This is a genomic window from Priestia sp. 10L35 (assembly GCF_056395685.1).
Window position 1 is genome coordinate 732,129 of the sequence record NZ_JBFTKA010000001.1, and the last position, 17,670, is coordinate 749,798.

Genomic DNA, 17,670 nt, shown 5'->3' on the forward strand with positions numbered 1-17,670 from the left:
GAGCCAAGGTGAACAATCGTAAAAAAGTCCCGATGCGAAAATGTGTGGCCACTGGAGAAATGAAGCCTAAAAAAGAGCTAGTACGCGTTGTACGCTCAAAAGAAGGCGACGTTTCAGTTGATGTAACGGGTAAAAAGTCCGGGCGCGGAGCTTATGTAAGCAAGGATAAAGAAGCAATTTTATTGGCAAAAAAGAAAAATGTGCTTTCGACACATTTAGGCGCGTCAATAGATGAAGCGGTTTATGAAGAGTTGCTAGCGCTTGTAGAAAAGGAGAAACAGTCACGCTAATGAATGAACAATGGATCTCCTTTTTAGGGCTTGCAAACCGTGCACGAAAATTGATTTCTGGAGAAGAACTTGTGGTTAGAGAAGTTCGGAAACAAAAAGCAAAGCTAGTACTTTTAGCAAGCGATGCGTCTGAAAACACAAAGAAAAAAGTAACGGATAAATGTTCTTACTATAACGTTTCGGTTAAAATCGTTCCCGATCGCTATACGCTAGGTCAAGCGATTGGTAAAGATGCTCGAGTTGTAGTAGCCGTTATGGACGAGGGATTTGCTAAAAAGCTAGCAACGATGCTCGGTTAATTTTATGGGGGTGAAAGTATTGAATAAAAATACAAAATCAACAGCTAACAAAGGAAACAATAAAGGTAACAAAAAGCCACAGGCACAAAAGTCACAGGCACCAAAAGGTAGACCAGCTCCAGCAGCTGCAAAAGAGTTACCGGAAAAAGTAACGTTTGTCGGAAGCTTAACGGTTTCTGAGTTAGCAAAAGAATTAGGCAAAGAGCCTTCTGAAATTATTAAAAAACTATTTATGCTTGGTGTAATGGCAACAATTAACCAAGAGTTAGATAAAGATTCTATCGAACTAATTGCCGGAGAATACGGTGTAGAAGTTGAAGAAGAAGTAGTGGTAGATGACACTGCTTTTGAATCATTAGAAATCATTGATGACGAAAAAGACCTTCAAGTGCGTCCTCCAGTTGTTACAATCATGGGTCACGTTGACCACGGTAAAACAACGCTTCTTGACTCTATCCGTAACACAAAAGTAACGGCTGCAGAAGCAGGCGGTATCACGCAGCATATCGGTGCTTATCAAGTTGTGGTTGACGAAAAGAAAATTACATTCCTTGATACACCAGGGCATGCTGCATTTACAACGATGCGTGCTCGCGGTGCGCAAGTAACGGATATTACAATCCTTGTTGTTGCAGCAGACGATGGTGTAATGCCTCAAACAATTGAAGCGATTAACCATGCAAAAGCGGCAGAAGTGCCAATTATTGTTGCGGTTAACAAAATGGATAAAGAAGCAGCAAATCCAGATCGCGTTATGCAAGAACTAATGGAGCACGGCCTTGTAGCTGAAGAGTGGGGCGGAGAAACAATCTTCTGTAAGCTTTCAGCCATTTCAGGTGAAGGGATCGATCAATTGCTTGAAATGATTTTACTTGTAAGTGAAGTAGAAGAGTTAAAAGCAAATCCTAACCGTCGTGCAGCAGGTACAGTTGTAGAAGCACAGCTAGATAAAGGCCGTGGGTCTGTAGCAACGCTTCTTGTTCAAACTGGTACACTACGCGTAGGTGATCCAATCGTAGTCGGAAATACGTTTGGCCGCGTTCGCGCAATGGTAAATGATATCGGCCGCCGTGTGAAGGAAGTAGGACCATCTACTCCGGTTGAGATTACTGGCTTAAACGAAGTTCCGTTAGCTGGAGATCGTTTCTTAGTGTTTGAAGATGAGAAAACAGCTCGTCAAATCGGAGAAGCTCGTGCTCAAAAGCAGCTTGAACAACAGCGCGGTGAAAAATCTCGCGTAAGCTTAGATGATTTATTTGAAAAAATTAAACAAGGTGAAATGAAAGACTTAAACCTTATCGTAAAAGCAGACGTACAAGGTTCTGTAGAAGCATTGGCTGCTGCTCTTCAAAAGATTGATGTAGAGGGTGTAAATGTTCGTATTATCCATACGGGTGTAGGTGCGATTACAGAATCTGATATCATTCTTGCAACTGCTTCTAACGCAATCGTTATCGGCTTTAACGTGCGTCCGGATGCTGGAGCAAAACGTACAGCTGACGTAGAAAACGTAGATATTCGTCTTCACCGCATTATTTATAAAGTAATTGAAGAAATTGAATCTGCGATGAAAGGAATGCTTGATCCTGAGTTTGCTGAAAAAATCATCGGTCAAGTGGAAGTACGTCAAACATTCAAAGTATCAAAAGTTGGTACAATCGCAGGAAGTTACGTAACAGACGGTAAAATTACACGTAACAGTGGAATTCGTTTAATTCGTGACGGAATTGTTATCTTTGAAGGTGAAGTAGATGTGCTAAAACGCTTTAAAGACGATGCAAAAGAAGTCGCTCAAGGATATGAGTGTGGTATTACAATTAAAAACTTCAATGATATTAAAGAAGGAGATATTATTGAAGCATATGTAATGGAGCAAATTGATCCTAAATGATTGGACTAGTGGAGTGTGAATGCTTAATTTACAATGCTGCTTCTCTTAAAGAAAAACGTGCCGTGCTTCAGCGCATCTTGATGCGCTTGAAGCAGCGGTTTAACGTATCAGTTTCAGAAACTGATTTTCAAGATGTGTGGCAACGAACAAAAATTAGCATTGTCGCAGTCTCATCTAGCCGTGTCACAACGGAACAAGAACTGCAAAAAGCGCTAAGCTTGATTGATTCTTTTCCAGAGATTGAACGTACCATTACAACTTTTGATTGGTTATAAAAGGGGTGACACAGATGAACATAAGAGCAACTAGAGTCGGAGAACAAATGAAAAAAGAGATGGGCGAGATTTTAAATCGTAAAATCAAGGATCCGCGCATCGGTTTTGTGACTGTAACAGATGTTCAAGTATCAGGCGATTTACAGCAAGCGAAAGTGTATATCTCTGTTTTAGGAGATGCTGAACAGCGTGAGAATACGTTAAAAGGCCTTGCGAAAGCAAAAGGATTTATCCGCTCAGAAATCGGTCAGCGCATTCGCTTACGTAAAACACCTGAAATTACGTTTGAGTTTGATGAATCAATTGATTATGGTAATCGAATTGAATCATTGCTTCATGAAATTAAAAAAGAAAGCGATGACCATCAAGAGAACGAATAAGATCGGTGAATGTAGAAACAAAAAAGGGTGTCTCAAAAGTGGTTTTTGCTTCTGAGACACCCTTTTTTAAATGAAAAGGAGATGAAGAATGAGTGGACGGTGTTTTAATTTTACATAAACCACCTGGCCTGACTTCGCACGACTGTGTGTTTAAAGTCCGAAAGCTGCTTCGTACTAAAAAAGTAGGGCATACAGGCACATTAGACCCAGACGTTACAGGGGTATTGCCTATTTGTATCGGTAGAGCTACTAAAATTGTAGAGTATCTAACAGGAGCTACTAAAACCTATGAAGGAGAAGTTACACTCGGATTTTCTACAACAACAGAAGATTCTTCCGGAGAGGTTGTAGAAGAAAAGAAAGTAGTGGATTCTTTTTCACGTGCTCAAATCGAAGAAGTGCTGTCTTCGATGACAGGAGAACTTCAGCAAGTGCCTCCAATGTACTCTGCGGTAAAGGTCAAAGGTAAAAAGCTATATGAATATGCAAGGCAAGGAATCGAAGTAGAGCGCCCTGTTAGAACCATTCATATCTATAACTTTGAACTGCTGGACGATCGCGCTATATTTGAGGGAGAACAAATTTCCTTCAAATTCCGCGTAACGTGCAGCAAAGGTACATATGTGCGAACGCTTGCTGTGATGATTGGAGAAGCACTTGGCTATCCGTCTCATATGTCTTATTTGCAGCGAACGGGTTCAGGGCAGTTTTCACTGGAAGATTGTGTGACATTTGAAGATATTGAACGGGCGGTAGAAGAAGAAACGATCAATGAGAAACTGCATTCGATCGAAGAAGCTCTTAATCATTTGCCGAAACTTCAAATTAGTGATACATTAGCAGAGAAAGTGAAAAATGGCGCGGTATTGCCGTGCACAGAAGATGAAGAGTTAAAAAAAGAACCATTCTTTTTAATGATAAATTCAGCAGGCAAGTGCTTAGCAATTTATGCTCAGCACCCAACGAAAAAACATTTAATGAAGCCGGTTAAAGTGTTGGCAATCGACTAGACCGGTTAGGGAAAAGGTGAACTGTGTTTTGGAAACGATTGAAATTCGACATCCACACCACTTTCAACGAGAAGCTGTTCAACAATCAGTGTTAGCGCTTGGTTATTTTGATGGTGTGCATTTAGGGCATCAGCAAGTGATAAATTCAGCAAAACAGTTAGCGGATGAAAAAGGCATAGCTAGTGCTGTGATGACGTTTACTCCTCACCCTTCTGTGGTGCTTGGGCGCAATGTGCAGCACATTGATATGATCACACCACTTCAAGAAAAAAAGAAACTCATTGAGGAAATGGGAATTGACTTTTTATATATCGTTCATTTTGATAAACAGTTTGCAGCACTATTGCCTCAAGAGTTTGTTGATCAGTATATTATTGGCCTGAATGTGCAGCATGTGGTAGCTGGATTTGACTATACGTATGGAAAGTTAGGTAAAGGAACAATGGAAATACTACCATTTCATTCTCGATCAAAATTCACTCAAACAACAATTGATAAGTTAACAAATGGGGAAGAAAAAATTAGTTCAACGCTCATTCGCGAAAATTTAGCAAATGGAGACATGCATCGAGTAAAAGAGCTGCTTGGGCGCTATTATGAAGTGTCAGGTACAGTGACTCATGGAGAAAAGCGAGGCAGGCAAATAGGTTTTCCGACTGCTAACATCGCTTTAGACGATGAGTATTTACTTCCGCGCATCGGCGTGTATGCTGTTGAGCTTCAGCTCCACGGCAAGTGGTATGCAGGAGTATGCAACGTGGGCTATAAGCCGACTTTTCATGATAATTTAGAAAAGCCAACAATCGAAGTCCACTTATTATCATTTGACGAGCAAATCTACGATCAGCACGTAACGGTGAAATGGCACCGAATGATTCGTTCAGAAAAAAAGTTCAGCGGCATCGAAGAGCTTGTCGGTCAGATCTCAAGGGACAAGGAAGAAGCCCTTGCTTATTTTGAAGGAATTCAAAAGCATAAGAAATAAAAAAATATATATAAATAGTTGCTACGACTTGCTTTTTGTTCTAATAAGTAGTAACATAACACTTGTATGTAAAACAACCATTGCTTGGCATTACGATTCACCAACGTTTTGCTCGGTAACTGGGGTTTAATAATAAGGAGGTGAATAGGATGGCTATCACACAAGAGCGTAAAAATGAAATCATTAGTGAGTACAAAACTCATGCGAACGACACTGGTTCTCCAGAAGTTCAAATCGCTGTCCTAACAGAGCAAATTAACAATCTAAACGGTCACTTACGTACTCATAAAAAGGATCACCATTCACGTCGTGGTCTTTTAAAAATGGTAGGTCGACGTCGTAACTTACTTAACTACCTACGTAACAAAGACGTTACTCGTTATCGTGAGTTAATCAACAAACTTGGTTTACGTCGATAATAAGAAGAAAGCGGGAGCATTCCCGCTTTTTTAGTATGTACATTTAAGAAACATTAAAGATGCTACATAATGTGAAAAAAGCTATTGTTTTTGGATATTTCGTTTATAATAAAACTATCACATTTGATTACATACATATTTTATATGTAGAGAGGGGTACTCGTCGATATGGAACAAGAAAAACGAGTGTTCTCCGTAGATCTAGCAGGACGAAAGCTAGAAGTTGAAGTTGGCCAGTTGGCAAAACAAGCAAATGGCGCAGCATTAATCCGCTATGGAGACACAGTTGTATTAAGTACAGCAACGGCTTCAAAAGAGCCTAAAAATGTAGATTTCTTCCCGTTAACAGTAAACTATGAAGAGCGTTTATATGCAGTCGGTAAAATCCCAGGTGGATTCATTAAGCGTGAAGGCAGACCAAGTGAAAAAGCAATCTTGGCTAGCCGTTTAATCGACCGTCCGATTCGTCCTTTATTCGCAGATGGTTTCCGAAACGAAGTTCAAGTTGTCAGCGTTGTAATGAGCGTAGATCAAAACTGTTCTTCAGAAATCGCGGCAATGTTCGGTTCTTCATTAGCATTATCAGTATCTGATATTCCATTTGAAGGTCCTATTGCAGGCGTAATCGTAGGCCGTGTAGACAATGAATTTGTTGTAAACCCAACGGTAGATGAGCTTGAAAAAAGCGATATTCATCTAACGGTTGCTGGTACAAAAGATGCGATCAACATGGTTGAAGCAGGCGCTGATGAAGTACCGGAAGAAGTAATGCTAGAAGCAATTATGTTTGGACACGAGCAAATTAAAAAGTTAATTGCGTTCCAAGAAGAAATTGTAGCAGCAGTAGGCAAAGAAAAAGTAGAAGTTGCGCTTTATACTGTGGATGCTGACCTTGAGCGTCAAGTTCGCGAAATTGCAGAAGGTGACATGAACCGTGCCGTTCAAGTTCAAGAAAAGCATGCGCGCGAAAATGCGATTAAAGAAGTGAAAAGCGCAGTAGCTGCAAAATTTGAAGAGCAAGATGTAGAAGAAGAAGTACTAAATCAAGTGAATGAAATTTTATCGAAGCTTGTTAAAAGTGAAGTGCGTCGCTTGATCACAGAAGAAAAAGTGCGTCCTGATGGGCGTAGTATTGACGAAATTCGTCCACTTTCTTCTGAAACAAACTTGCTTCCTCGTACACACGGATCTGGATTATTTACGCGTGGACAAACTCAAGCGCTTAGCATCTGTACATTAGGTGCACTTGGCGATGTGCAAATTTTAGATGGTTTAAGTGTAGAAGAATCTAAACGCTTCATGCATCACTATAACTTCCCTTCATTTAGTGTTGGTGAAACTAGACCGATGCGCGGACCGGGTCGTCGTGAAATTGGACATGGTGCGCTAGGTGAACGTGCACTTGAGCCTGTTATTCCAAATGAAAAAGATTTCCCTTATACAATTCGTCTTGTATCTGAAGTATTAGAGTCAAACGGTTCTACTTCACAAGCGAGTATTTGTGCAAGTACGCTTGCAATGATGGATGCTGGGGTTCCAATTAAAGCACCTGTAGCAGGGATTGCCATGGGTCTGATCAAATCAGGTGAACACTACTCGATTCTAACGGACATTCAAGGAATGGAAGATCACCTAGGAGATATGGACTTTAAAGTAGCAGGTACGGAAAATGGAGTAACTGCGCTTCAAATGGATATTAAAATTGACGGGTTATCTCGTGAAATTTTAGACGAAGCCCTTCAACAAGCAAAAAAAGGCCGTATGCAGATCTTAAATCATATGATGTCAACGATTGCTACGCCTCGTCAAGAGCTTTCTCAATATGCGCCTAAGATCCTTACAATGGCTATTAACCCTGATAAAATTCGTGATGTTATTGGACCAAGCGGTAAGCAAATCAATAAAATCATCGAAGAAACAGGCGTTAAAATTGATATCGAACAAGATGGTACAATCTTCATTTCTTCTATTGATCAGCCAATGAATGAAAAAGCAAAGAAAATTATTGAAGATCTTGTACGCGAAGTTGAAGTCGGCCAAATGTACTTAGGAAAAGTAAAACGAATTGAAAAATTCGGTGCATTTGTAGAAATCTTCAGCGGAAAAGATGGGCTTGTTCACATTTCAGAGCTTGCAGAAGAGCGTATTGGAAAAGTGGAAGACGTTGTATCAATTGGCGACGAGATTCTAGTTAAGGTTATGGAAATTGATAAACAAGGCCGCGTTAACTTATCTCGTAAAGCAATTTTAAAAGAACAAAAAGAAAAAGAAGAAAAAGCAAAAGAAACAAAATAATCTTCTTTTACTACTATATAGATATTGTGAAATCGTCCATACATGAAGAAAATCCATGTGTAGGGCGATTTTATCGTTTGTAGATGTTTGTTCTACCTTGTCCCCTTTATACATATTTTAAATGGTAAAGGGGGAAGGATAAGTGAAGAGAACCATTGTGCAATTTACAGCATTTCTATTTTTACTGGCAATTACATATAAATCTATTTATAATCCTTTTGCTGAAGCATATATAGAAGCACTTAAATCCGATGTACAACTTGTATCAGCTCAGCATGATGCGTTATATCAAAAGATTGAAGAAAAAGCAAAAGATTATGAAAAGCCGGCAGCGAATGCACGAATCGATCCCGTTTGGAAACGGGTTCCTGGCTATAACGGCATAAAAGTTGATCTTGCTGCTTCTTATAAAAATATGAAACCTGCGGGTAAATTTGATGAAAAAAAACTAGTGTACAAACAGGTTAGACCAAAGGTTCACTTGAAGGATTTACCACAGGAACCTATCTACCGTGGACACGATGAAAAGCCTATGGTATCGTTTACAGTGAACGTAGCATGGGGGAACGAGTATTTGCCTAAAATGTTAGAAGTGCTAAAAAAGCACCATGCTAAAGCAACTTTCTTTTTAGAAGGAAAATGGGTTAAAAATAATCCAGATATGGCAAAAATGATTGTAGACGCAGGGCATGAAGTAGGAAACCACTCTTATTCTCATCCTGATATGGCCACTTTATCGGCTAGTCAAATCAATCAGCAGCTTAAAAAAACGAATGATATTATTACGTCTACTACGGGACAAAAAGTAAAATGGTTTGCTCCGCCGAGCGGCAGTTTTCGCCCCGAAGTAGTAACGCTTGCTTCTCAGTTAAAAATGAGTACCATCATGTGGACGGTTGATACAATCGATTGGCAAAAGCCAAGTTCAGAAGTGTTAATTAATCGAGTAATGAAAAAGATTCACCCAGGGGCTATTGTACTGATGCACCCGACTGAATCAACGGCTGAATCGCTTGACCAATTGTTAACCGATATTGAACGCAAAGGCCTCAAAGTTAGCGATGTGTCAACAATGCTAGATGAAGAACGAATGATGAAAATACCTTCTTCTACTAAGAAGTAAGTGAGATAAGCAAAAGGGAGGCACTAGCTTGATAAAACGATATACGTGCAAAAATGGTGTAAGAATTGTATTGGAAAATATCCCAACTGTTCGATCTGTGGCCATTGGGGTGTGGATCGGAACGGGTTCTCGAAGTGAACACCCTGAAATTAATGGTGTATCACATTTTCTTGAACATATGTTTTTTAAAGGAACAAAAACAAGATCTGCTCGTGAAATTGCAGAAAGCTTCGACCGCATTGGCGGACAAGTAAATGCATTCACTTCTAAAGAATACACGTGTTACTATGCAAAAGTATTAGATGAACATGCAGATCAAGCGCTCGATGTGCTGGCGGATATGTTCTTTAATTCTTCATTTGATGAAGAGGAATTAGCTCGTGAAAAAAATGTTGTATATGAAGAAATTAAAATGTATGAAGATACACCTGATGATATTGTACACGATTTATTAGGAAAAGCCGTATATGGCAATCATCCATTAGGCTATCCAATTTTAGGAACGGAAGATACGTTAAAAACATTTAACGGTGATTCGCTTCGTCAGTATATGGAGCAAATGTATATTCCCGAAAACATCGTTATTTCAGTAGCTGGAAACATTGATGAAAGTTTTATTCAGCAGGTGGAAAACTATTTTGGTACATATACGTCAAGTCACTCCGCTCATCAATATGTTCAGCCAGAGTTCCATACAAATCATATTGCGCGCAAAAAGGAGACTGAACAAGCTCACCTTTGCCTTGGCTTTAAAGGTTTGCCAATCGGCGGAGAAGATGTATATAGCTTAATTGTATTAAATAACGTGCTTGGTGGAAGTATGAGCAGTCGTTTGTTCCAAGAAGTTCGCGAACAGCGCGGCTTGGCTTACTCTGTTTTCTCTTATCATTCTTCTTATCGAGACAGCGGTCTTGTCACGATTTATGGGGGAACGGGAAGCCATCAGCTCGACGTATTATATGATACGGTTCAAGAAACGCTTTATGATTTGAAAGACAAAGGGATTACGGATAAAGAACTTGCTAACAGCAAAGAGCAGCTGAAAGGAAACTTAATGCTGAGCCTTGAAAGTACAAATAGCCGTATGAGCAGAAACGGAAAAAATGAGTTAATGCTAGGCTATCACCGTTCATTAGATGAGATTTTAGATCTTGTTAATGCCGTGACTAAAGATAGTGTAAATGGTCTTGCGCGAGATATTTTCAAAGATGAATTTGCTCTTTCGCTAATAAGCCCGAGTGGTGATTTACCTAAAGGTTTTAAAGGAAATTAAACAGTAAAAGTAAGGTTGGCTAAAATAATTGAGCCAGCCTTATTTTTTTGTCATTTTTTGTACGGTTGTTCAATAAATTAGATGAAAGGAGGGATTCTATGAGATTAAGCGAACTGAGTGGAAAAGAAATTGTAGATGTTAAGCGAGCAGAGCGTTTGGGTATTTTAGGGCAAACGGATCTTGAAATTAATGAACATACGGGACAAATTAATGCGCTTATTATTCCATCTGTGAAGTGGTTTGGGTTTCGAAAGCAAGGAGATGAAGTGCGAGTGCCGTGGGGGAATATCGAAAAAATTGGTACAGATATGGTGATTGTAAATGTCCAGCAGCTAGAAGACATAAACAATCAGTCAACAAAATAAGAAACGAGATGCTTCCTGCATCTCGTTTCTTTTATTTTCAGGGATAAAGATTCACCGATTCCTGTGTGTTTACATAGTATGTTGAAGAAAAGCAATAGGCATTCTAGGGCGTAATGATAGCACTTTACATCTCGATGGTTTAAGCGAAAGATACATCTATTTAATGTTAAAGAAGGTGAAAATGAAACATGTTAACGGATTTGCACATAGCTGTAATTGGCGGTGATGCTAGGCAGCTTGAAGTCATTCGAAAATTAATTCAATTAGATGCAAAAACCTCTCTTATTGGTTTTGATCAGCTAGATCATGGTTTTACAGGTGCGACGAAATATCAGATAGAGGAGCTGGATTTTTCAGATGTTGACGCCATCATCCTTCCAGTGCCTGGAACAAATCACGAAGGGCAAGTAGATACTATTTTTTCAAATGAAAAAGTAGTGCTGACTGAAGAAATACTTAAAAAAACGCCTGAGCACTGCATTATTTATTCTGGTATTAGCAATGGGTATTTAAACGAATTAGTCAAAACGACAAACCGTAAACTCGTTCAGCTATTTGAGCGTGATGATGTAGCAATTTATAACTCTATTCCTACTGTTGAAGGTACCATCATGCTTGTTATTCAACATACGGATTTTACCATTCACGGTTCAAATATTTCTGTTCTAGGTTTAGGAAGAGTAGGAATGAGCGTGGCGAGGTCCTTTGCTGCACTCGGTGCCAATGTAAAAGTAGGAGCTAGAAAATCTGAACATTTAGCACGTATTGCTGAAATGGGTTTGCAACCTTTCTATCTTTCTGAACTCGATAAAGAAATTGCTGATAGTGATATATGTATTAACACCATTCCATACCCCATCTTAACGGCTAAGACATTATGTAATGTCCCGACCCATGCGCTCATTATTGATTTAGCTTCAAAGCCTGGAGGAACCGATTTCCGCTATGCGGAAAAACGAGGAATTAAAGCTATTTTAGCACCTGGTCTTCCAGGAATTGTGGCTCCAAAAACAGCAGGTCAGATTGTCGCTAATGTATTAGTGAATTTATTAAAAGACGCTGCGGATGCGAGAGAGGAGAAAAAATAATGTCATTAAAAGGTAAAAGAATAGGATTCGGCTTGACGGGATCTCACTGTACGTATGATGCGGTTATGCCGGAAATTGAAAAGCTTGTTAATTTGGGAGCAGAAGTGTTACCGGTCGTTTCTTACACTGTACAATCCACAAATACTCGTTTTGGAGATGGAGAAGACTGGGTGAAAAAAATTGAGGAATTAACGGGTCACGCCGTCATCAATACAATTGTAAAAGCAGAGCCTCTAGGACCGAAAATTCCGCTTGATTGTATGGTGGTTGCCCCAATCACTGGGAATACGATGAGTAAGTTTGCAAATGCAATGACTGAATCTCCGGTACTCATGGCAGCTAAAGCAACGCTTCGTAATAATAAGCCGGTGGTACTGGGAATTTCGACTAATGACGCACTAGGGCTAAATGGTGTAAACTTAATGAGGCTAATGGCGACTAAAAATATTTATTTTATTCCATTTGGTCAAGATGACCCGGTGTTTAAGCCGAATTCAATGGTAGCGCGTATGACGATGTTATCAGACACGGTGTACGCAGCGCTTGAAGATAAACAGATTCAGCCGGTTATTGTCGAAAGGTTCCGCGACGGTCAAGAGTCATAGGACATATATGCCTCTTGCTGTTGCATGAATCTATTCAATACTGCGGCTGTAAGAGAACTCTCAATCTCAAAGAAGAGAAGATTTTAAAAATCTTCTCTTCTTTGACGCAATGAAGCATAATAATATGTTAAAATAGTCAGTATATGCAGATAAATGTTGAGTAGTTGAAAATTGTTGGAGGCGGTATTAAAATGACAAGAGAATTACATGTAGCAGTAGTAGGAGCAACAGGTGCAGTAGGACAACAAATGATTAAAACCCTACAGGAGCGTAATTTTCCAGTTGGTAAATTAACGTTATTATCTTCAGCTCGTTCAGCTGGTAAAAAAGTGTTGTTTAACGGAGAAGAAGTTGTTGTGCAAGAAGCAACTCCTGATAGCTTTGAAGGCGTAGATATTGCTTTATTCAGTGCAGGCGGGAGCATTTCAAAAGCACTTGCACCAGAGGCAGTAAAACGCGGAGCAATCGTTGTAGACAACACAAGCGCTTATCGAATGGATGAAAATGTCCCGTTAGTTGTGCCGGAAGTGAATGAAGACGCATTACACGCACATAACGGAATCATTGCTAATCCAAACTGCTCTACAATTCAAATGGTTGCAGCATTACAGCCATTACGCGAAACATACGGCTTATCTAAAGTGCTAGTATCAACGTATCAAGCCGTTTCTGGAGCAGGCGCTGCTGCAATTAATGAATTAAAAGAACAAGCCAAAGCTATTTTAGAAGAAAAAGAGTTTACACCGGAAATTTTACCGGTTGGTGGAGATAAAAAACATTATCAAATTGCTTTTAATGCCATTCCGCAAATTGATAAATTTCAAGATAACGGTTTTACATTTGAAGAAATGAAAATGATTAATGAAACGAAGAAAATTATGAGCATGCCTGAATTGCCAGTAGCTGCTACTTGTGTTCGTCTACCGGTTGTAACAGGTCATTCAGAGTCAGTGTACATTGAAATTGAAAAAGACGGTGTAACGGTAGCTGATGTGAAAAATTTATTGGCTGATGCACCTGGTATCGTATTGCAAGATGATCCAGAAAATCAAGTATATCCAATGCCAGCAGATTGTGTAGGTAAACGAGATGTGTTTGTCGGCCGTATTCGTAAAGATTTAGATCGCGATAACGGTTTCCATATGTGGATCGTTTCTGATAACTTGTTAAAAGGTGCAGCTTGGAATTCTGTACAAATTGCAGAATCACTTATTAAGCTTAGCTTAGTAAAATAAGTGCAACCAGAGTGTCTCGGAACATGATGAGGTGTAAGTATGAAAATAATCGTCCAAAAATTTGGAGGAACTTCCGTTCGTAACGAAGAAGGAAGAGCGAGAGCAATCTATCATTTAAATAATGCATTAAGTGAGGGTTACAAAGTAGTCGTTGTTGTATCGGCAATGGGACGAAAAGGTGAGCCGTATGCAACGGATACATTGCTTTCACTTGTTGATGGAAATAAAGCGTCTCTTAATAAACGTGAGCTTGATATGCTTATGGCATGCGGAGAATTAATTTCATCGGTAGTGTTTACGAATTTATTAAACGAAAATGGTATTAAAGCTACAGCGTTAAACGGTGCACAGGCCGGGTTTGTGACGAATGATGATTTTACCAATGCTAAGATACTAGAAATGAAATGCGACCGTTTGTTAAAAGAATTAGAAGAATACGATGTAGTTGTTGTAACAGGCTTTCAAGGGGCAACTACTGAAGGTGATACAACAACGCTTGGACGCGGAGGCAGCGATACATCTGCTTCAGCTTTAGGTGCAGCCCTTATGGCTGATTACATTGACATTTTCACAGATGTAGAAGGTGTGATGACAGCGGACCCGCGTATTGTAGAAGATGCAAGACCGCTATCCGTTGTCACATATAACGAAATATGCAACATGGCTTATCAAGGTGCAAAAGTAGTTCACCCACGTGCCGTAGAGATTGCCATGCAAGCCAAAGTGCCGATGCGCGTCCGTTCCACGTATGCTGATTCAACAGGTACGCTTGTTACATCTCAAGGTGAAGCACAGCAGCGTGGCAGCGATGTGCAAGAACGCCTTGTAACAGGCATCGCACACGTATCCAACGTCACTCAAATTAAAGTTTTTAGTAAAGAAGGCCATTATGATACGCAAGCAGAAGTATTCAAAGCAATGGCACAAGAAAAAATCAGCGTAGATTTTATCAATATTTCACCGAAGGGTGTTGTATATACGGTAACAGATGAAGCAACTGACAAAGCGATTGATGTGCTTCATGCGCTAGGTTATGAGCCGGCTGTTATTCGCAACTGTGCCAAAGTGTCAACGGTTGGAGCAGGAATTGCAGGGGTGCCTGGTGTTACCTCTAAAATTGTTACAGCCCTTTCTGGCGAAGGTATTCAGATTTTACAATCTGCTGACAGCCATACGACGATTTGGGTGCTTGTAAAAGAAGAGGATTTAAAGAAAGCCGTTAATGCTCTTCATGGTGCCTTTGACTTGTCAAAAGCACCGCAAAAGAGATAAACTACATGTTCCGTTAGCTATAAGCTAACGGTTCATTACATGAATAGGGATAATGCAATTTCAAGGAGTGAAAACATGATTGATTTTGGGAAAGTCGCAACAGCGATGGTAACGCCTTTTGATCATAAAGGAAATATTGATTTTGAAAAAACAACGCAGCTTATTAACTATTTAATCAGCAACGGTTCGGATGCGTTGGTTATTGCAGGAACAACGGGTGAATCTCCTACGCTTTCAACAGAAGAAAAGCTGGCGCTGTTCCGCCACTCAGTAAAGGTAGTAGATGGCCGTGTACCTGTTGTGGCTGGTACAGGAAGCAACAATACGTATGCATCAATTGAATTAACGAAAAAGGCAGAAGAAATCGGCGTAGATGCGATTATGATTGTAGCACCTTATTACAACAAGCCGAATCAGGAAGGCTTATATCAGCACTTTAAAACAATTGCTGAAAGTACAGAGCTGCCTGTCATGTTATACAATATTCCAGGGCGATCCGTGATCAATATGTCTGTTGATACAATTGTACGCCTAGCTGAACTGCCAAATGTTGTAGCGTTAAAAGATGCAAGCGGAGATCTTGACGCAATGACAGCTATTATCGCACAAACAAGCGATGATTTTGCTTTATACAGCGGTGATGATGGTTTAACACTACCGGTACTAGCAGTTGGAGGAACTGGTATTATTTCTGTTGCCTCTCACATTATTGGGAATGAAATGCAAGAGATGGTTAAGCTGTATGAGTCAGGAAATCCGAAGGAAGCAGCAAAAATTCATCAGCGTATTGTACCTGTTATGAAATCTCTTTTTGCGGCTCCAAGTCCAACGCCTGTTAAAACGGCTTTACAGCTAAAAGGGTTAGACGTAGGATCGGTACGATTACCTTTAGTTCCGTTAACGGAAGAAGAACGCCAAACGTTAGTCAGCACATTAAATACGCTATAAGCTATAAGTATGTTTTTTAAACGTCTCTTCATTGACCGTATATACGAGTCGATGAAGAGACGTTTTTTTCTTATAAGATAATAGAAGAGCAGATGACGGAAATAGACGAATGAAATTTCTTGTATTCCAATTCTTACTTCAGTTATAATGTAAGCAAATGAAATTGTACGGGTGAAAGTAAGTAGGAGGAGCTTATGGTACTAGAAAAGACAGAAAATATTAAAATTTCAGCCTTGGGTGGAGTCGGAGAACTTGGAAAAAACATGTATGTGGTGGAAATCAATGAAAACATATATGTGTTAGATGCAGGATCAAAGTTTCCGGGAGGGGAAATGTTAGGAATTGATATTGTCATTCCGGACATTACATATTTAGTAGAAAATCAGCAGAACGTAAAAGGCATATTTGTTACTCATGGACACGAAGAACAAATTGGCGCTATTCCCTTTATACTTCAAAAATTGGATGTGCCTGTATATGGTACAGAATTAACGCTAGCACTTATCAAAGAAAAGTTAAAAGAATATGGAATTAAAAAATATGAAGCTTTACATCCTATCACTTCGTCAACGGTTTTATCGTTTGAAGGAGTAGATATTTCATTTTTCAGAACGCAGCACAGCATCCAAGATTCAGTCGGTATTTGTTTACAAACAAATCAAGGTGCGATTGTATATACAGGTGATTTTAAATTTGATCAAAATTCAGTCAGCATTCAAAGCGCTGATATTGGAAAAATGGCTGCCATTGGGGAACAAGGCGTCCTGTGTTTGCTTTCAGACAGTACAAATGCGGATAAGCCAGGCTATACAGTTTCCGAAGCCGTCATTGGACAAAATATTACCGACGCTTTTTATAAAAGCAAAGGTCGAATCATTGTTGCTGCATACAGTTCCAATCTGCACCGTATTCAGCAAATCATTCATGCCGCATATCAGCACGGCCGCAATCTGATCGTTATGGAAAAAAATATGCTGAAAATCATTGATATTGCAGCAAAACTTGGACATTTGCAGCTGCCTGAGGATTTAATTGTTCCTGTGCAAAAGCTAAAAGATCTTCCAGAACATGAAACGGTTATTTTAACAACAGGTCATCACGGAGAGCCGATTTTAGGTCTTACTCGAATGGCTAAACAGTCCCATAAATTTATTCAAATCAAACAAGATGACACGGTCCTGCTGGCTGCTACACCTGTGGCGGGGCACGAAACGACCTTTTCAAAAACAATTGACGTCATCTTTCGTTTAGGAGCAAGCGTAGTGTTTGCTCAGAAGAAAGTGCAGGCTTCCGGACACGGCAGTCAAGAAGAATTAAAATTTATGATTAACTTAACAAAGCCGAAATATGTCATGCCTGTGAATGGAGAGTATCGAAAACAAAAAGCTTATGCAAAGCTGGCCGGTCAATTAGGAATATCAGAAGATCATATTTGTTTGCTTGAAAAAGGTGAGCGAGTTGAGTTTAAAGATGCTCGCATGTACCCTAGCGGTTCTATTCAAGCAGGAAATACGCTCATTGATGGACTAGGCGTCGGTGATATTGGAAATATCGTTCTGAGAGACCGCAGGCTGCTGTCACAGGACGGAATCTTAACGGTAGTAGTTACGATTAATAAACGCCAAAAAACGGTAGTAGCGGGGCCAGAAATCATCTCGCGCGGATTCGTCTATGTAAGAGAATCAGAAAAGCTTTTAGAAGAAGCAACGAAGATTGTTCAGCAAATTTTAGAAAAGTGTATGGAAGACAAAGTGATCGAGTGGTCTTCATTAAAATTAAAAATGAGAGAAAGTTTAAATCAATTTTTATATGAAAAAACCCGTCGTAAACCGATGATTTTACCGATTATCATGGAAATCTAATGTGAAGCCTTCCCGCTGGGAAGGCTTTTTATTTGCAGCTGATGCGGATGTAATA

17 protein-coding genes and 1 pseudogene are annotated in these 17,670 nt (G+C 39.7%); all 18 read left to right on the forward strand.

What is annotated here, in order from left to right:
- Nucleotides 1–8 precede the first annotated feature (8 nt).
- The 18 genes and pseudogenes from rnpM to AC1DEF_RS03845 all read left to right on the forward strand — a co-directional run bounded on the left by rnpM (nt 9) and on the right by AC1DEF_RS03845 (nt 17,615).
- Nucleotides 9–290, forward strand: coding sequence for an RNase P modulator RnpM (rnpM, locus tag AC1DEF_RS03760; RefSeq protein ID WP_013058838.1), 282 nt, complete (start codon nt 9–11; stop codon nt 288–290).
- Nucleotides 290–589 carry a YlxQ family RNA-binding protein gene (locus AC1DEF_RS03765; protein WP_013058837.1) on the forward strand — a complete coding sequence of 100 codons (300 nt, stop codon included), beginning with the start codon at nt 290–292 and terminating at the stop codon, nt 587–589. Before rnpM ends, AC1DEF_RS03765 begins: the two co-directional genes overlap by 1 nt.
- 22 nt (nt 590–611) lie before the next feature.
- A pseudogene (gene infB / locus AC1DEF_RS03770) lies at nt 612–2,480 on the forward strand (translation initiation factor IF-2); the annotation flags it as partial.
- Complete coding sequence (locus AC1DEF_RS03775) at nt 2,477–2,755, forward strand: DUF503 domain-containing protein (protein WP_016765375.1); 279 nt, start codon at nt 2,477–2,479, stop codon at nt 2,753–2,755. The pseudogene infB and the gene AC1DEF_RS03775, both read left to right, overlap by 4 nt.
- A gap of 14 nt (nt 2,756–2,769) precedes the next feature.
- Nucleotides 2,770–3,135: a 30S ribosome-binding factor RbfA gene (rbfA, locus tag AC1DEF_RS03780; RefSeq protein WP_013058834.1), complete on the forward strand. Its 366-nt coding sequence runs from the start codon at nt 2,770–2,772 to the stop codon at nt 3,133–3,135.
- A 92-nt stretch (nt 3,136–3,227) separates the two neighbouring features.
- Nucleotides 3,228–4,145, forward strand: coding sequence for a tRNA pseudouridine(55) synthase TruB (gene truB / locus AC1DEF_RS03785; RefSeq protein ID WP_097824493.1), 918 nt, complete (start codon nt 3,228–3,230; stop codon nt 4,143–4,145).
- A gap of 28 nt (nt 4,146–4,173) precedes the next feature.
- Entirely contained in the window at nt 4,174–5,130 is a 957-nt protein-coding gene (ribF, locus tag AC1DEF_RS03790; RefSeq protein WP_043976521.1) for a bifunctional riboflavin kinase/FAD synthetase, read from the forward strand.
- Between the two features lie 149 nt (nt 5,131–5,279).
- A complete protein-coding gene (rpsO, locus tag AC1DEF_RS03795; protein ID WP_013058831.1) occupies nt 5,280–5,549 on the forward strand; it encodes a 30S ribosomal protein S15 in 270 nt (89 codons plus the stop codon).
- 168 nt (nt 5,550–5,717) lie between these two features.
- Nucleotides 5,718–7,844 carry a polyribonucleotide nucleotidyltransferase gene (gene pnp / locus AC1DEF_RS03800; protein ID WP_013084762.1) on the forward strand — a complete coding sequence of 709 codons (2,127 nt, stop codon included), beginning with the start codon at nt 5,718–5,720 and terminating at the stop codon, nt 7,842–7,844.
- Between the two features lie 142 nt (nt 7,845–7,986).
- On the forward strand, nt 7,987–8,967 hold the full coding sequence (locus AC1DEF_RS03805; protein WP_016765374.1) for a polysaccharide deacetylase family protein: 981 nt from the start codon (nt 7,987–7,989) through the stop codon (nt 8,965–8,967).
- A gap of 28 nt (nt 8,968–8,995) precedes the next feature.
- Entirely contained in the window at nt 8,996–10,240 is a 1,245-nt protein-coding gene (locus AC1DEF_RS03810) for a M16 family metallopeptidase (RefSeq protein ID WP_028411394.1), read from the forward strand.
- A gap of 98 nt (nt 10,241–10,338) precedes the next feature.
- Nucleotides 10,339–10,605: a YlmC/YmxH family sporulation protein gene (locus AC1DEF_RS03815; RefSeq protein WP_016765372.1), complete on the forward strand. Its 267-nt coding sequence runs from the start codon at nt 10,339–10,341 to the stop codon at nt 10,603–10,605.
- Nucleotides 10,606–10,793: 188 nt separating this feature from the next.
- Nucleotides 10,794–11,693, forward strand: coding sequence for a dipicolinic acid synthetase subunit A (dpaA, locus tag AC1DEF_RS03820; RefSeq protein ID WP_097824492.1), 900 nt, complete (start codon nt 10,794–10,796; stop codon nt 11,691–11,693).
- Nucleotides 11,693–12,298, forward strand: a complete 606-nt coding sequence (locus AC1DEF_RS03825; RefSeq protein ID WP_025750286.1) for a dipicolinate synthase subunit B — start codon at nt 11,693–11,695, stop codon at nt 12,296–12,298. The genes dpaA and AC1DEF_RS03825 overlap by 1 nt, the downstream gene beginning before the upstream one ends.
- A 191-nt stretch (nt 12,299–12,489) precedes the next feature.
- Nucleotides 12,490–13,533, forward strand: coding sequence for an aspartate-semialdehyde dehydrogenase (gene asd, locus AC1DEF_RS03830; protein WP_013058824.1), 1,044 nt, complete (start codon nt 12,490–12,492; stop codon nt 13,531–13,533).
- 39 nt (nt 13,534–13,572) lie between these two features.
- Complete coding sequence (gene dapG / locus AC1DEF_RS03835; protein WP_013084757.1) at nt 13,573–14,805, forward strand: aspartate kinase; 1,233 nt, start codon at nt 13,573–13,575, stop codon at nt 14,803–14,805.
- A gap of 75 nt (nt 14,806–14,880) precedes the next feature.
- The gene (gene dapA / locus AC1DEF_RS03840) at nt 14,881–15,753 is read left to right on the forward strand and encodes a 4-hydroxy-tetrahydrodipicolinate synthase (protein WP_097824491.1); all 873 of its coding nucleotides are present in this window, start codon (nt 14,881–14,883) and stop codon (nt 15,751–15,753) included.
- A 194-nt stretch (nt 15,754–15,947) separates the two neighbouring features.
- Nucleotides 15,948–17,615, forward strand: coding sequence for a ribonuclease J (locus AC1DEF_RS03845; RefSeq protein ID WP_025750285.1), 1,668 nt, complete (start codon nt 15,948–15,950; stop codon nt 17,613–17,615).
- The last annotated feature ends 55 nt before the right edge of the window (nt 17,616–17,670 follow it).

Coding starts and splice junctions, on each gene's coding strand:
- AC1DEF_RS03765 (WP_013058837.1), top strand. CDS start 290: ATGAATGAACAATGGATCTCCTTTTTAGGGCTTGCAAACCGTGCACGA.
- AC1DEF_RS03775 (WP_016765375.1), top strand. CDS start 2,477: ATGATTGGACTAGTGGAGTGTGAATGCTTAATTTACAATGCTGCTTCT.
- rbfA (WP_013058834.1), top strand. CDS start 2,770: ATGAACATAAGAGCAACTAGAGTCGGAGAACAAATGAAAAAAGAGATG.
- rpsO (WP_013058831.1), top strand. CDS start 5,280: ATGGCTATCACACAAGAGCGTAAAAATGAAATCATTAGTGAGTACAAA.
- pnp (WP_013084762.1), top strand. CDS start 5,718: ATGGAACAAGAAAAACGAGTGTTCTCCGTAGATCTAGCAGGACGAAAG.
- AC1DEF_RS03815 (WP_016765372.1), top strand. CDS start 10,339: ATGAGATTAAGCGAACTGAGTGGAAAAGAAATTGTAGATGTTAAGCGA.
- dpaA (WP_097824492.1), top strand. CDS start 10,794: ATGTTAACGGATTTGCACATAGCTGTAATTGGCGGTGATGCTAGGCAG.
- AC1DEF_RS03825 (WP_025750286.1), top strand. CDS start 11,693: ATGTCATTAAAAGGTAAAAGAATAGGATTCGGCTTGACGGGATCTCAC.
- asd (WP_013058824.1), top strand. CDS start 12,490: ATGACAAGAGAATTACATGTAGCAGTAGTAGGAGCAACAGGTGCAGTA.
- dapG (WP_013084757.1), top strand. CDS start 13,573: ATGAAAATAATCGTCCAAAAATTTGGAGGAACTTCCGTTCGTAACGAA.
- dapA (WP_097824491.1), top strand. CDS start 14,881: ATGATTGATTTTGGGAAAGTCGCAACAGCGATGGTAACGCCTTTTGAT.
- AC1DEF_RS03845 (WP_025750285.1), top strand. CDS start 15,948: ATGGTACTAGAAAAGACAGAAAATATTAAAATTTCAGCCTTGGGTGGA.